This window comes from Neisseria macacae ATCC 33926 (assembly GCF_022749495.1).
Lineage (GTDB): Bacteria > Pseudomonadota > Gammaproteobacteria > Burkholderiales > Neisseriaceae > Neisseria > Neisseria macacae.
The window spans coordinates 1,302,036-1,316,755 of sequence record NZ_CP094241.1 but is presented as its reverse complement, the minus strand read 5'-3'; the positions used below and the strand labels follow the sequence as shown (position 1 = coordinate 1,316,755).

The following is a 14,720-nucleotide window of genomic DNA, read 5'->3' as shown; positions in this document are numbered from 1 at the left end:
AATGACATCTTCACGTTATAAAATCGAACGCGCACCTGATGGCATTACTGTGTCTGCGCGTGTTATACATGACTTGCAGGAAATCGGTTTTACCGCTCTATTTCTTATATTTTCCTTTGCTATTACATGCATCGCGCCGTTTTACCTTGAAGAGCATTATTTCACTGATCCAATAATAATTCTTATCCATATACTTTTTACTTTCTACCTAGTCGGCTCACTGGTTTACAGCCTTCTCTGGCAACTTTTCGTACGTGAAAACATCAAGATCCGTAACCATACTTTGTCTCATGGATACACCTTGTTCTCCATTGGACGTTGGCGTAGTTTTCCGCTATCAGAAATTTCCGAATGGCAGTTTCGTGACAATATTCCCAAAGCTCCTGTTGCAAGAGGAAGGGAAGCTGAGTACCCAAACAAAAACTACTACCAAAATGGTATAAAACAACCAAAAAACGATATCCCCAATATCTTACGTATCCAAAAATGTAAACAAGGCGCATGGTCTTTCGATTATCAGGAAAAAACCATACTTATCGGCGATTTTTTTGACAGCCGTGATGCTCAGATAATCAATACTGAATTGAACAGATTTATCCCGGCATCCGCTAAAGCCCGTCAACTTTCAGACGACCTTTAAAACAGCCGCCGCCATATCCGCTATAATCTGCCTCTCAGCCATTTCGTTACAAATATAAAAACCATGACCCTACAAACCGATTTATTGCCCAAAATCAACAACGAAGATTACCAACGCCTTATCCTCAAACACAGCGTAGAATTCAGCCAAGGCGAAATCCGCCTGCTGAACGAAATCCTCGAAAAATTCACTTTCGACGTCGTTCAGGCGCAGGCATTGGCGCAGGCAGTGATGCAGCAGGTGCGCTTCGATCCCAACGCCTACCACATCGACAGTGACGACGAAGACACCACAGGCATCTGCCCCCACTGCATCAACCCGCCCATGCCGCCCCTGCGCGATTACCTCGTTTGGCGCGAAACACGCGGCTGAATCCCTTTCAAAAAGGTCGTCTGAAAACGGCAAACCGCTTTTCAGACGACCCCGAACCCACCGGAAAACCCATGCTGCAAACCGACAACCTGACCGCCGCCCAGCCCCAGCGCATCATCACCGCCCAAAGCATCTCCTCGCAGGAAGAGTTGCTCGAGCGCGCCCTGCGCCCTAAAACGCTGGACGACTATATCGGGCAAGACAAAGCCAAAGAACAGCTCGCCATCTTTATCCAAGCCGCCAAAAAACGCGGCGAAGCCCTAGACCACACCCTGCTCTTCGGCCCGCCCGGACTGGGCAAAACCACGCTGGCGCACATCATCGCCAAAGAGCTGGGCGTCAACCTGCGCCAAACCAGCGGCCCCGTCCTCGAACGCGCCGGCGACCTTGCCGCCCTTCTGACCAACCTCGAGCCGCACGACGTATTGTTCATCGACGAAATCCACCGCCTCAGCCCCGTCGTCGAAGAAATCCTCTACCCCGCGCTCGAAGACTACCAACTCGACATCATGATAGGCGAAGGCCCTGCCGCCCGTTCCGTCAAAATCGACCTGCCGCCCTTCACCCTCGTCGGCGCAACCACCCGCGCAGGTATGCTGACCAACCCTCTGCGCGACCGCTTCGGTATCGTTGCCCGCTTGGAGTTTTATCAAAATCAAGACCTTGCCACCATCGTCAGCCGTTCCGCGCAATTACTGCAACTCGACATGGGCGAAGAAGGTGCAATGGAAGTCGCCAAGCGCAGCCGCGGCACGCCCCGCATCGCCAACCGCCTGCTGCGCCGCGTACGCGATTTTGCCGATGTGAAAAACAACGGCGTCATCGATGCCGCCATCGCCGATGCCGCTTTAAGTATGCTGGATGTGGACGCGCAAGGTTTGGACGTTATGGACAGAAAATTCCTCGAAGCCATCCTACACAAATTCAGCGGCGGTCCCGTCGGCCTCGATAACGTTGCCGCCGCCATCGGTGAATCCACAGACACCATCGAAGACGTTATCGAACCCTACCTCATCCAACAAGGCTTCCTGCAACGTACCCCCCGCGGCAGAATGGCCACCGAACGCGCCTACCTGCACTTCGGCTTGAAAATGGAAAAATAAGCGTATTGAAATGAAGAAAGGTCGTCTGAAACCGGATTTTTGGTTTTCAGACGACCTTTTGTTATCAGCGTAGTTGGGGCGGATAGGCTTCAAGGCAGAGCAAGGCAATCAAGCCCGGAATGATATATAGTGGATTAAATTTAAATCAGGACAAGGCGACGAAGCCGCAGACAGTACAGCTAGTACGGCAAGGCGAGGCAACGCCGTACTGGTTTAAATTTAATCCACTATAAAAATTGGGAAACGATTTGCCAAGCAGTTCAGCACATTAGGCCACAGAAGCCAATTCTTTCCTCATGGCATCAATCACCGCCTTATAGTCCGGCTTGCCAAAGATGGCGGAACCTGCCACAAAAGTATCGGCACCCGCTGCCGCGACGGCGGCGATATTGTCGGTTTTGATGCCGCCGTCCACTTCGATAGCGATATGCCGCCCGCTTTGCGCTTCGTACCGATCCAACATCGCCCGCACCTGACGGATTTTTTCAAGGGTATGCGGGATGAAGCTTTGTCCGCCGAAACCGGGGTTGACCGACATCAACAATACCATGTCTAACCTGTCCAATACGTTTTCCAAAACGTAGGCGGGAGTGGCCGGATTCAACACCAATCCTGCCTGACAGCCCGCATCTTTAATCAGGCTGAGGCTGCGGTCGATATGGCGGCTGGCTTCGGGATGAAACGTGATAATCGACGCCCCTGCTTTGGCAAATGCCTGAATCAGATCGTCAACGGGTTCGACCATCAGATGCACATCAATCGGCACGGTGGCATAAGGCTTCAACGCTGCGCAGACCATAGGGCCGAAAGTCAGATTCGGCACATAATGATTGTCCATCACGTCGAAATGAATCAAATCGGCTCCCGCTTCGATAACTTTCGTTACTTCTTCACCCAAACGGGCAAAATCGGCGGATAAGATACTGGGCGCAATACGGAAATTGTGGTTCATAGAAATCCAGTCGGATGGTGTGGTTTGATAAACAGATAATTTTTCATATTCTACCACCAACGCCTCACGCAACACTAACTATGCATTGTTAATATTTAACAAAAGTAAGCATATGCATAAATAATTATAGGTTAAGGATATGTTTTGTCAGAAATAAAATAAAGATATGAAGTTAACAAAAGTTAACTGGAGGGATACTGCCTTTCACACGCTAATCGGGTATATTTGCGCGGTTACGGAAACTAGGAAAACGCTGTGTCTGTCGGATTCAAATCTTATTTACCCCTCTGTGCATTATCGGTTGCGCTGCTGACGGCTGTCGGTCAAGCGCACGCCGGCCCCCAATATATCAAGCTGGACGATTTTCAAGCCAATTGCGACATCCGCTCCCTTAATCTGACGCAAGACCAACACAATGCTTTGCGCCGTATCCGTAATGATTACAAACAGGCATCGGACAAGGCATACCGCAAACTCGTCCGCACAGACCGTAACCGCCGCCAAGTCATTATGAAAATCCTTGCGGCAGATAATTTCGATCAAAACAACGCCCGCGATTATGTCGAAACCCGCTACTTGTCAAGCATGGATTTCGCTGTGGAAGAATTGGAAATCCAACACCGCTTCTACCACCTGCTCAATCCGCGCCAACGCCAGATTTGGCTCTCTTCCTGTCTTCGCTGACATATCGCTTTCCTGATTTATCCGTACAAAAAGGTCGTCTGAAATCCTGTTTCAGACGACCTTTTGAACGATATGGCGATTCAAAGCGATGCTATTGGAAGAAATTGAACCGAAAAAGGCTTTCCCTACCCTTATCCTCCCGCAGATTTCAGTACGGCAGGCCTATTTCCCAAAAACTCAATCCAAAACCCGTTGTTCCGGCAAACGCCCTGCCCAATCGCACGCAAACTGCCAAGCTGAACGCCCCGAGCGGTTGCCGCGCGTTTGCGCCCATTGCAACGCGGCCTTGCGTGCCGTTTCATCAAAATCCACGCCGAAGTCGCCCAGCCAATTTTCAACTGCTTGAAGATAGTCATTTTGATCGAACGGATAAAAACTCAACCACAAGCCGAAACGGTCGGATAGGGAAATTTTTTCCTCAACAGCTTCTTTTTGATGAATTTCGCCGCGTATGCCCGTTGTGCCGCCGTTTTCATCCACATATTCGGGCATAAGGTGGCGCCGGTTGGACGTCGCGTACACCAACACGTTGCTGCATCTTTCCGACAAACCGCCGTCCAATGCGGTTTTCAGGGCTTTGTAGGTTTCATCGCCGGTTTCAAACGATAGGTCATCGCAGAATACGATGAATTTTTCAGGACGGTCTTTCAACAAGGAAAGCAGCGCGGGCAGGCTGACCAAATCGCTCTTATCAACTTCAATTAAGCGCAGCCCTTGGTCGGCATATTCGTGCAACAGGGCTTTGACCAGCGAGGATTTGCCCGTTCCGCGCGAGCCGCTCATCAAAACATTGTTCGCGGAGCGGCCTGCCAAAAACTGCTCAGTATTACGCTTGAGCTTTTCGATTTGCGTCCCGACGGCAGCCAGACGGTCAAGCGGGAATGTATGCGGGTTTGGCAGGCTCTCCAAAATCCCTTTTTTACCGACGCTGTGCCAACGGTAAGCCAAAGCGTTCCAGTCGGTTTTGCCGGGTTTTTCGGGCAGTACCAAATCAAGACGGTCCAAAACGGAATAGGCTTTTTGCAAAAAGGCGGCAAGTTTCATATGTGCTCCTATTGTCCTGATATAGCAGGATTTTGTTGCGCCATCACGCGCATCACGGTATCGACAACGGCTTGGGTTTGCGGATCGATTTCGATATTGATGACGTCGCCCTCTTTCCGGCTGCCAAACAAAGTGCGCGTCAAAGTTTCCGGAATCAGGTGGACATTGAATTCCGTTTCGGTAACGTCGCCTATGGTCAGGCTGCAACCGTCCAAGCCGACAAAGCCTTTGCTCAAAATATAAGGTTTGAGCTCGGGTGGCAGTGCAAACCATACCGTGCGGTTAAACTCGCTGCGTTCTATCCGAGTAATCCACGTAGTCGTCATGATATGCCCGCTCATGACGTGTCCGCCGATTTCATCGCCGAAACGGGCGGCACGTTCGAGATTGACGGCATCTCCCGTTTTCAGACGACCTAAATTGGTCTTTTCCAAGGTTTCTTTCATCAAATCAAAGCTGACCGTATCGCCGTCGATTTGGGTAATGGTCAGGCAGCAGCCGTTGTTGGCGACGGATGCGCCGATTTGCAGATGCTCGGTCATCCCATCGGGCAGCTTGACGACATGGGTACGGAAATCGGCGGACGGTTCGCGGATGGCGATGATCTCACCGACACCTTGGACGATACCTGTAAACATGGGAGATTCTCCAATCGGTTTATTTGATGCGTTTGAAAACCAAATCCCAAACGCCGTGCCCCAAACGTTTGCCGCGGGCTTCAAATTTCGTTTCGGGACGGTAGTCGGGCGTAGGCGCGTAATCGGCGGCGGTATTTTGCAAATTGTCAAAACCGCTCAACACTTCCAGCATCTGCTGCGCGTATTCTTCCCAGTCGGTCGCCAGATGGATATAACCACCGACTTTCAGCTTGGGCAGCAGTTTCTGCAAAAACGGCGTCTGCACCAAGCGGCGTTTGTTATGGCGTTTTTTGTGCCAAGGGTCGGGAAAGAAAATGTGGATGCCGTCGAGCACGTCGTCTGAAAGCATATTTTCGACCACTTCGACCGCATCGTGCCGCATCACGCGGATATTGCCGATGTGTTCTTCTTCAATCAATTTCAAAATATTGCCGACACCGGGACCGTGTACATCAATCGCCAAAAAGTCGGTATCAGGCAGGCGCTTGGCGATTTCAACAGTCGCCACGCCCATGCCGAAACCGATTTCCAACACCTTGGGACGGTCGCTGCCGAAACGCTGATTCAAGTCCAACACGGAATCTTGGTAATCGATGCCGAATTGCGGCCACATCGTATCAATGGCACGCTGCTGCGCCGCAGTCATATGCCCTTGACGCAACACAAAGCTGCGGATGGAGCGTTTGTGCGCTTCAGGAACGGTGGAATCTGGAGTTATTTCGTTCATAAATTATTTCTTGTATCTGATAAAACTGGGGAAAGGTCGTCTGAAAATCTGCGATATGGTTTCAGACGACCTCTGAATGTATGGGGTCAACCGTTAAACGGTTTGTTTTTATTGTTGATAGATAAGCATGAAACAAGCCGCTGACAGTATCAATCCTGCCGAATTTGTTTGCTTGCTGTTTTAAAGCATGACTAAATGGCTCACTTGGAGCTTAGGCACGCATTCTTGTTCATTCATTATATAGTGGATTAAATTTAAATCAGGACAAGGCGACGAAGCCGCAGACAGTACAGATAGTACGGAACCGATTCACTTGGTGCTTCAGCACCTTAGAGAATCGTTCTCTTTGAGCTAAGACGAGGCAACGCCGTACTGGTTTAAAGTTAATCCAGTATATCGTTAATGAAATCACTATCACTGACAATATGCTGTTTGACGAAAAGGTCGTCTGAAAGATTCAGACGACCTTTGACTGATAAATGCAATATCAGCAGTTTAATTCAACTGACTGAATACACTTATTTTTTCTTTTGAGCCGGCAGGTCGGTACAAGTACCCAATGCCACTTCGGCAGCCATACCGATGGATTCGCCCAAGGTCGGGTGCGGATGGATGGTTTTGCCGATGTCTTCAGCGTCGCAGCCCATTTCGATGGCCAAGCAGATTTCGCCAATCATATCGCCGCCGTTCGGACCGACGATACCACCGCCGATGATACGGCCGGTTTCGGCATCAAAAATCAGCTTGGTGAAGCCGTTATCGCAACCGTTGGCAATCGCACGGCCGGAAGCCGCCCATGGGAAGTTGGCTTTGGTGATTTTGCGGCCGGATGCTTTGGCAGACAATTCGGTTTCGCCAACCCATGCGACTTCGGGAGCGGTGTAAGCCACGCCCGGAATCACGCGTGCGTCGAAGTAAGCTTTGTGTCCGGCGCAGTTTTCAGCGGCAACGTGACCTTCGTGAACGGCTTTGTGTGCCAGCATAGGCTGACCGACGATGTCGCCGATGGCGTAGATGTGCGGCACATTGGTACGCATTTGTTTGTCGACTTCGATGAATCCGCGGTCGGTTACGGCAACGCCTGCTTTTTCAGCGCTGATGAGTTTGCCGTTAGGCGCACGACCGGCAGCAACCAATACGGCATCGTAGCGTTGCGGCTCTTTCGGCGCGTTCGCTCCTTCGAAGGTAACGTAAACGCCGTCTTCTTTCGGCTCGACTGCAACGGTTTTGGTGTTGATCATGATATTGTCAAAACGGTATTCGTTTTGTTTCTGCCATACTTTCACCAAATCGCGGTCGGCACCTTGCATCAAACCGTCCATCATTTCAACGACGTCAAGGCGTGAACCCAGCGTGCTGTAAACCGTACCCATTTCGAGGCCGATGATACCGCCACCGATAATCAGCAGCTTGCCCGGTACTTCTTTCAGAGCCAAAGCACCGCTGGAATCGATGATGCGCGGATCTTCAGGGATAAACGGCAGCTTGGTTACGCGGCTGCCCGCTGCAATGATACAGTTTTTGAACGCAACGATTTTTTTCTCGCCGGTAAGCGTAGCTTGCTCGTACACATCGCCGGTAGTCAGCGACACTTCCAAGTGGTGCGGATCTAAGAATTGACCGTCGCCTTGGATAACGTCCACTTTGCGACCTTTTGCCATACCTGCCAAACCGGTAGTCAGGCGGGAAACCACGCCTTCTTTGTAGCCGCGCAACATGTCGATGTCGAGTTCAGGCTCGGGGTATTTGATGCCGTTGGCAGCCAAGTGGCGCACTTCGTCGATAACCGCAGCGTTGTGCAACAAGGCTTTGGAAGGGATACAGCCGACGTTCAAGCAAACGCCGCCCAAGGTTTTGTAACGCTCGACGATGGCAACTTTCAGACCTTCATCGGCTGCGGCAAATGCAGCGGAGTAACCGCCGGGGCCGCCACCCAATACGACCACGTCGTACTCAGCATCAGCAGAACCGCCGAATTGCGCCGCTTGCGGTGCAGGAGCGGCAGCTTTAGGGGCTTCTTGCACAGGAGCAGCAGCAGGTGCTTCGGCTTTAGGAGCGGCAGCCGCGCCTTCAGCTTCAACGACTACAATCAAGCCGCCTTCGGAGATTTTGTCGCCGACTTTGACTTTGACTTCTTTGACCACGCCCGCAACTTCGGCAGGTACGTCCATCGTCGCCTTGTCGGTTTCCAAGGTAATCAGGGTATCGTCAACGGCGATGGTGTCGCCTACGTTCACTTCAACCGCGATAATATCTACATTTTCGTGTCCGCCAATGTCGGGCACTTTCAATTCAACTAAGCTCATGTCTAATCTTTCTGAATGATATTCGGACTTCTGTTTTCAGACGACCTGTCAGGTTGTTTGCCGAAGGTCGTCTGAAATACGCTCGGATTACAGGGTAATGCGGCGGAAGTCTTTCAACAGGTTCGCCAGGAATACGGTGAAGCGCATACCGGCAGCACCGTCGATAACGCGGTGGTCGAAGGACAGGCTCAACGGGCACATCAGGCGAGGAGCGAACTCTTTGCCGTTCCAAACCGGTTTAATTTGGGATTTGCACACGCCCAAAATAGCGACTTCCGGTGCATTCACAATCGGAGTGAAGCCTGTACCGCCGATGCCGCCCAAGCTGGAAATGGTAAAGCAGGCGCCTTGCATTTCTTGCGGTTTGAGCTTGCCTTCGCGGGCTTTTTTAGACAATTCGGTCAGCTCTTGGCTGATTTCTTTCAGACCTTTTTGATCCACGTCTTTGATGACGGGAACAACCAAGCCGTTCGGCGTATCAGCTGCGAAACCGATGTTGAAGTAGTTTTTCAGAACCAGATTGTCGCCGTCCAAAGAAGCGTTGAATTCTGGGAAGGCTTTCAGCGCGGAAACGGAGGCTTTGATGATGAACGCCAACGGAGACAATTTCACGCCTTCGCGTTCCCATTCTTTGTTCAGCTGTTTGCGGAATTCTTCCAACTCGGTCATGTCCGCTTCTTCGTGAACGGTAACGTGCGGGATGACTACCCAGTTACGGGACAGGTTTTGACCGGAAATTTTCTTAATGCGGGACAACTCTTTAACTTCGACATTGCCGAATTTGGAGAAGTCCACTTTAGGCCACGGCAGCAAGTCCAGACCGCCGCCCAAAGATGCGCCGGCAGCAGCAGGTTTCGCCGCACCGCCCTGCATTACAGATTTCACAAAGGCTTTAATGTCGTCACCCATGATACGGCCTTTCAAGCCGGTACCTTTGACTTGACCCAAATCTACGCCCAATTCGCGCGCCAGTTTGCGAGCGGAAGGACCCGCGTGTGCTTTGGCAAAAGCAGCTTCATCGATTTTGGCTGCGGCAGGTGCAGGAGCGGCAACAGGAGCCGGAGCTGCGGCAGGCGCGGCAGCCGGAGCAGGTGCTGCTGCCGGGGCTGCGGCTTGAGCAGGCGCGGGAGCGGGAGCGGCGGCAGAACCGGCGGTTTCCACTTCGATAATGGCAGTACCTTCGGATACTTTGTCGCCGACTTTCAGGAATACGGCTTTAACGACACCGGCGGCAGTACAAGGTACATCCATAGTCGCTTTGTCGGTTTCCAAAGTAATCAGCGTGTCGTCTTCGGCAACGGTGTCGCCCACTTTGACTTCAACGGCGATTACATCTACATCAGTATGACCGCCAATGTCTGGAACGGCTACTTGAACGGTTGCACCGCCTGCGGGAGCGGCAGCGGGTGCAGCGGCAGGCGCAGGTTGTGCTTCAGCGGCAGGAGCCGGAGCGGCTTCAGCAGCGGCAGCACCGGTTTCAACGGTCAGAATTACGCCGCCTTCGGAGATTTTGTCGCCGACTTTGACTTTCACTTCTTTCACAACGCCTGCTGCATCGGCAGGTACGTCCATAGTGGCTTTGTCGGTTTCCAGAGTAATCAGGGTGTCGTCAACGGCGATGGTGTCGCCCGCTTTGACTTCTACTGCGATGATATCGACGTTTTCATGACCGCCGATATCGGGTACTTTGATTTCTACGATACTCATTTGAGTTCCTTTGATGATTTCGGTTTGAGGTCGTCTGAAAAACAGTTTCAGACGACATCACTTATGTTTTCCGGCACGGATAACCATTTCCAGAGCAGCCTTTCTGCGCTTCGAACCTTTTGCACAACTTACGCCCGCTGCTTGTTAACTAGAGGTTTATCCGTTATGCAAACCGTCAACGTATTCTTGATTCAGACGACCCCGCAAGCAAATTGACTTTGAGGTCGTCTGAAAACAGGATTAGCGTTTCCAGCTTGGCGCCACGTCGGCATTGATGCCGTATTTTTCGATGGCTTGTTGAACGGTTTCTTTGCTGACTTTGCCTTGTTCTGCCAATGCGCTCAATGCTGCCACGGCAACGTTGTAGCGGTCCACTTCGAAGAAGCGGCGCAGGTTGGCACGGCTGTCGGAACGGCCGAAACCATCGGTACCCAAGACATGGTAGTCGTTCGGGATGTACGCGCGGATACGGTCGGCATAGCTGCGGATATAGTCGGTAGCGGCGATAACCGGACCGTCATGACCTTGCAGTTGCGAGGTAACGAAAGGCACTTTTTCAGCTTCCAGCGGATGCAGGCGGTTGAAACGTTCTACTTCGATGGCATCGCGGTGCAACAGGTTGAAGGACGGGCAAGACCAAATGTCTGCTTCTACACCGAAGTCGGCTTTCAGCAATTCGGCACCGGCAATCACTTCTTGCAGGATGGTACCGGAACCCATCAATTGAACTTTCTTGTCGCCTTTGCCACCGGCTTTCAGCAAGTACATACCTTTCAGGATGTCTTGTTCCGCACCTTCAGGCATATCCGGGTGAGTGTAGTTCTCGTTCATCAAGGTGATGTAGTAGAACACGTCTTCATGGTTGACGTACATACGGCGCAGGCCATCATGTACGATAACGGCTACTTCGTATTGGAAGGTCGGATCGTATGTTACACAGTTCGGGATCAAATCGGCTTGAATATGGCTGTGGCCGTCTTCGTGTTGCAGGCCTTCGCCGTTCAAGGTCGTACGACCGGCAGTACCGCCCAACAGGAAGCCGCGCGCGTGCATATCGCCGGCAGCCCATGCCAAGTCGCCGACACGTTGGAAACCGAACATAGAATAGTAAATGTAGAACGGAATCATCGCGAAGTCGCTGTTGGCATAGCTGGTCGCTGCAGCAATCCAGTCAGCCATCGCGCCAGGCTCGTTAATACCTTCTTGCAGGATTTGACCGTCAACAGACTCTTTATAGAACATCAGTTGGTCTTTGTCTTGCGGGGTATATTGTTGACCTTTCGGGTTCCAAATACCGTATTGGCGGAACATGCCTTCCATACCGAAGGTACGGCTTTCGTCAGGAACGATAGGTACGACGCGTTTGCCGATTTTTTTGTCTTTCAGCAAAGTAGACAGGATGCGGACGAAAGCCATAGTGGTTGAAAATTCACGGTCGCCGCTAGATTTCAGTTGAGTCTCAAATGCTGACAACTCAGGCACTTCCAGAACTTCTTGGGTAGGCTTGCGTTGAGGCAGGTAGCCGCCCAAAGCTTCGCGGCGGGCGTGCAGGTATTTGTACTCTTCGCTGTCGGGAGCAAAAGTCAGGTAAGGCAGATCGCCGCTGTCGATTTGCTCGTCGGTAACCGGAATATCAAAGCGGTCGCGGAATTGTTTCAGAGACGCTTTGTCCATTTTTTTGGCTTGGTGGGCAACGTTTTGACCTTCACCGGATGCACCCATACCATAACCTTTAATGGTTTTCGCCAAAATTACGGTAGGTTTGCCGTCTGCATGATTAGCTGCGCGGTCATAAGCGTTGTACACTTTTTGAGGGTCGTGACCGCCGCGGTTCAATGCCCAAATTTCGTCATCGGTCATATCGGCAACCAATGCTTTCAATTCAGGGGTATTGAAGAAATGTTCGCGCACGTACGCACCGTCTTTGGATTTGTAAGTTTGGTAGTCGCCGTCCAAACATTCTTCCATGCGTTTGCGCAGGATACCGTCTTTGTCTTTTGCCAAGAGGCGGTCCCAACGGCGGCCCCAAATGACTTTGACAACATTCCAGCCTGCGCCGGCAAAGTTGCCTTCCAATTCTTGGATGATTTTGCCGTTACCGCGGACAGGACCGTCCAAACGTTGCAGGTTACAGTTGATGACGAAAATCAGGTTGTCCAAACCTTCGCGTGCGGCCAATGCGATGGCGCCTTGTGATTCAGGTTCGTCCATTTCGCCGTCGCCGCAGAAACACCATACTTTACGGCCTTTGGTTTTTGCCAGACCGCGGGATTCCAAGTATTTCAGGAAACGGGCTTGGTAAATCGCCATGATCGGACCCAAACCCATAGATACGGTCGGGAATTGCCAGAAATCAGGCAGCAAGTGCGGATGCGGGTAAGAAGGCAGACCATGTCCGTCCACTTCCTGACGGAAATTGTTCAGTTGGTCTTCAGTCAGACGGCCTTCAACGAAAGCGCGGGCATAGATACCTGGAGAAACGTGGCCTTGGAAGAATACCAAATCACCTTCTTCGCCTTCGCCTTTAGCTTTCCAGAAGTGGTTGAAACCCACTTCGTACATGGTTGCGGCAGATTGGAAAGATGCAATATGACCACCCAGCTCCAAATCTTTTTTACCGGCGCGCAATACGATGGCGGCGGCGTTCCAGCGCACGAATGCACGGATGCGGTGTTCGATGTTTTGATCGCCCGGAATGCCTTTTTCGTCTTCAACCGAAACGGTATTCAAATACGGGGTGGTTGTGCCGTGAGGCATACGGACGCCTTTGTCGCGGCTGTATTTAACCAGATGCTCCAACAAGTATTGTGCGCGTTCGCTGCCTTCGTATTCTAGAACTGAGCTTAACGCGTCCAACCACTCTTGGGTTTCAATCGGGTCAACATCGTGTAATTGGGTGGACATAGTATCTATCCTTATGTTGAGTGTTATTCAATGACAGAGGGTTATACCCCTAATGTTTTCGTTTGCGAAAATTGATATACAAAAACGAAAATTCCAAAAATTAAATCAAACGCAAAACCACAATTACCCTAATATTATCAATTAATTAAAAATAAAATTGAAAATAAAGGGCGCAATGAGTCATTTATTTGAATTTATTCCGCCGCAAATCGTATCAGTAATTGGAATAACTGGCAAATTACAATTTATAACATCGGTTTTATTCTGAACAATGGGTATATGGATTTGATTAAATTCTGCTCGTTTTTAAACAAAAAAGAAAATTTTTAGATTGATTATTTTCCAAAACCAACAAAGGGTCGTATTTTCCATTATCAGCCGAATAGAAATACTTCATCAAATTTGTTAACAGTTAAATAAAATCAATCAAATTCAGACGAGCCATTCCGTTAATGCAGCCTCCAAGCGTTTCAGCCCTTCCGCCATATCTTCATCGTTTAGCAGCAGGCTAGGGGCGAAACGCACGACATCGGCTCCGGCAACCAATACCATCAAGCCGTGTTTCAGCGCGGCGGCGGTAATTTCCGAAGCGCGGCCTTGGTATTTGTCTGCCAGCACGCAGCCGATGAGCAGCCCCATGCCGCGGACTTCTTTAAATACGCCGGTTTTCTCGCCTAATTCCCGCAAGGTCGTCTGAAATTTTTTTCCTTGTTTTTCCACATGTGCCAAAGTTTCGGGCGCATTGATGATGTCGAACGCGCGACTGCCGACGGCGCACGCCATCGGATTGCCGCCGAAAGTCGAGCCGTGCGTCCCCGGCCCGAAGGTCGGGGCGATTTTATCGGTAGTCAGAATCGCGCCGATGGGAAAGCCGCCGCCCAATGCTTTGGCGGAACTGATGATGTCGGGCGTAATACTGTAATGCTCGTAGGCAAACAGTTTACCCGTATGCCCCATACCGGTTTGTACTTCGTCCAAAATCAGCAATGCGCCGTGTTCGTCGCACAAACGGCGCGCAGCTTGCAGATATTCCTGCGTGGCGGGCAGGATGCCGCTTTCGCCCTGAATCGGCTCGATGATTACGGCGCAGGTGTTTTCGCCGATGGCTGCTTCCAATGCGGCAACATCGTTAAACGGAACGTGGGTAATGCCTGGCGGCAGCGGCGCGTAGTCTTTGCTGTATTTGGGCTGGCCGCCAACCGATACCGTAAACAGCGTGCGGCCGTGGAAGCTATTTAGGCAGGAGATGATTTCGGTTTTTTGTCCGCCAAAATGATCGCGACCGTATTTGCGCGCCAGTTTCAGCGCGGCTTCGTTGGCTTCCGCGCCGGAATTGCAGAAGAATACTTTGTCGGCAAAGGTATGCTCTACCAGCTTTTGCGCCAATTCCTGCGCGGGTTTGGTGGTGTAGATATTGGAAATGTGCCACAATTTTTGCGACTGCTCCGCCAGCGCGGCAATCAAATCGGGATGGCAGTGTCCCAACGCGTTGACCGCAATACCGCCCGACAAGTCGATGTATTCACGGCCTTCGGTATCCCAGACGCGGCTGCCGAGGGCGCGTTCGGGAATCATGGGGGCGAATGAAAAATTGGGGGTCAGGTAGTTTTGCATCCGATTTCCTTTGCGGTTTTAAGTCTGAT

The 14,720-nt window shown here is 51.2% G+C and carries 12 protein-coding genes; 4 read left to right on the top strand and 8 right to left on the bottom strand.

The window, feature by feature from the left end:
* Nucleotide 1: 1 nt before the first annotated feature.
* From MON40_RS06385 to ruvB, 3 genes are all read left to right on the top strand, one after another.
* Nucleotides 2-640, top strand: coding sequence for a hypothetical protein (locus MON40_RS06385; protein ID WP_003778457.1), 639 nt, complete (start codon nt 2-4; stop codon nt 638-640).
* 63 nt (nt 641-703) lie between these two features.
* Complete coding sequence (locus MON40_RS06380; protein WP_003778454.1) at nt 704-1,012, top strand: hypothetical protein; 309 nt, start codon at nt 704-706, stop codon at nt 1,010-1,012.
* Nucleotides 1,013-1,083: 71 nt separating this feature from the next.
* A complete protein-coding gene (gene ruvB, locus MON40_RS06375; RefSeq protein WP_039404965.1) occupies nt 1,084-2,115 on the top strand; it encodes a Holliday junction branch migration DNA helicase RuvB in 1,032 nt (343 codons plus the stop codon).
* A 268-nt stretch (nt 2,116-2,383) separates the two neighbouring features.
* On the opposite strand, the gene rpe is transcribed toward ruvB, so the two are convergent.
* Entirely contained in the window at nt 2,384-3,067 is a 684-nt protein-coding gene (gene rpe / locus MON40_RS06370; RefSeq protein ID WP_003756799.1) for a ribulose-phosphate 3-epimerase, read from the bottom strand.
* Nucleotides 3,068-3,322: 255 nt separating this feature from the next.
* Between rpe and MON40_RS06365 the strand changes: the two genes are divergently transcribed.
* The gene (locus MON40_RS06365; protein WP_003767916.1) at nt 3,323-3,751 is read left to right on the top strand and encodes a Spy/CpxP family protein refolding chaperone; all 429 of its coding nucleotides are present in this window, start codon (nt 3,323-3,325) and stop codon (nt 3,749-3,751) included.
* 177 nt (nt 3,752-3,928) lie between these two features.
* Here the strand turns inward: MON40_RS06365 and MON40_RS06360 are convergent, their stop codons facing one another.
* The 7 genes from MON40_RS06360 to MON40_RS06330 all read right to left on the bottom strand — a co-directional run bounded on the left by MON40_RS06360 (nt 3,929) and on the right by MON40_RS06330 (nt 14,691).
* Nucleotides 3,929-4,795, bottom strand: coding sequence for an ATP-binding protein (locus MON40_RS06360; RefSeq protein ID WP_003778448.1), 867 nt, complete (start codon nt 4,793-4,795; stop codon nt 3,929-3,931).
* Between the two features lie 8 nt (nt 4,796-4,803).
* The gene (locus tag MON40_RS06355; protein WP_003756790.1) at nt 4,804-5,433 is read right to left on the bottom strand and encodes a riboflavin synthase; all 630 of its coding nucleotides are present in this window, start codon (nt 5,431-5,433) and stop codon (nt 4,804-4,806) included.
* A 19-nt stretch (nt 5,434-5,452) separates the two neighbouring features.
* Complete coding sequence (trmB, locus tag MON40_RS06350; RefSeq protein WP_003778447.1) at nt 5,453-6,160, bottom strand: tRNA (guanosine(46)-N7)-methyltransferase TrmB; 708 nt, start codon at nt 6,158-6,160, stop codon at nt 5,453-5,455.
* Between the two features lie 518 nt (nt 6,161-6,678).
* Nucleotides 6,679-8,466 (bottom strand): dihydrolipoyl dehydrogenase, encoded by a 1,788-nt coding sequence (gene lpdA, locus MON40_RS06345; protein WP_003778445.1) that lies wholly within the window; start codon nt 8,464-8,466, stop codon nt 6,679-6,681.
* An 87-nt stretch (nt 8,467-8,553) separates the two neighbouring features.
* Nucleotides 8,554-10,173, bottom strand: a complete 1,620-nt coding sequence (aceF, locus tag MON40_RS06340; RefSeq protein WP_003778443.1) for a dihydrolipoyllysine-residue acetyltransferase — start codon at nt 10,171-10,173, stop codon at nt 8,554-8,556.
* Nucleotides 10,174-10,413: 240 nt separating this feature from the next.
* Nucleotides 10,414-13,077 carry a pyruvate dehydrogenase (acetyl-transferring), homodimeric type gene (gene aceE, locus MON40_RS06335; protein ID WP_003778439.1) on the bottom strand — a complete coding sequence of 888 codons (2,664 nt, stop codon included), beginning with the start codon at nt 13,075-13,077 and terminating at the stop codon, nt 10,414-10,416.
* Between the two features lie 432 nt (nt 13,078-13,509).
* A complete protein-coding gene (locus MON40_RS06330) occupies nt 13,510-14,691 on the bottom strand; it encodes an acetylornithine/succinyldiaminopimelate transaminase (RefSeq protein WP_003778437.1) in 1,182 nt (393 codons plus the stop codon).
* Nucleotides 14,692-14,720 lie beyond the last annotated feature (29 nt).

Coding starts and splice junctions, on each gene's coding strand:
- MON40_RS06385 (WP_003778457.1), top strand. CDS start 2: ATGACATCTTCACGTTATAAAATCGAACGCGCACCTGATGGCATTACT.
- MON40_RS06380 (WP_003778454.1), top strand. CDS start 704: ATGACCCTACAAACCGATTTATTGCCCAAAATCAACAACGAAGATTAC.
- ruvB (WP_039404965.1), top strand. CDS start 1,084: ATGCTGCAAACCGACAACCTGACCGCCGCCCAGCCCCAGCGCATCATC.
- rpe (WP_003756799.1), bottom strand. CDS start 3,067: ATGAACCACAATTTCCGTATTGCGCCCAGTATCTTATCCGCCGATTTT.
- MON40_RS06360 (WP_003778448.1), bottom strand. CDS start 4,795: ATGAAACTTGCCGCCTTTTTGCAAAAAGCCTATTCCGTTTTGGACCGT.
- MON40_RS06355 (WP_003756790.1), bottom strand. CDS start 5,433: ATGTTTACAGGTATCGTCCAAGGTGTCGGTGAGATCATCGCCATCCGC.
- trmB (WP_003778447.1), bottom strand. CDS start 6,160: ATGAACGAAATAACTCCAGATTCCACCGTTCCTGAAGCGCACAAACGC.
- lpdA (WP_003778445.1), bottom strand. CDS start 8,466: ATGAGCTTAGTTGAATTGAAAGTGCCCGACATTGGCGGACACGAAAAT.
- aceF (WP_003778443.1), bottom strand. CDS start 10,173: ATGAGTATCGTAGAAATCAAAGTACCCGATATCGGCGGTCATGAAAAC.
- aceE (WP_003778439.1), bottom strand. CDS start 13,077: ATGTCCACCCAATTACACGATGTTGACCCGATTGAAACCCAAGAGTGG.
- MON40_RS06330 (WP_003778437.1), bottom strand. CDS start 14,691: ATGCAAAACTACCTGACCCCCAATTTTTCATTCGCCCCCATGATTCCC.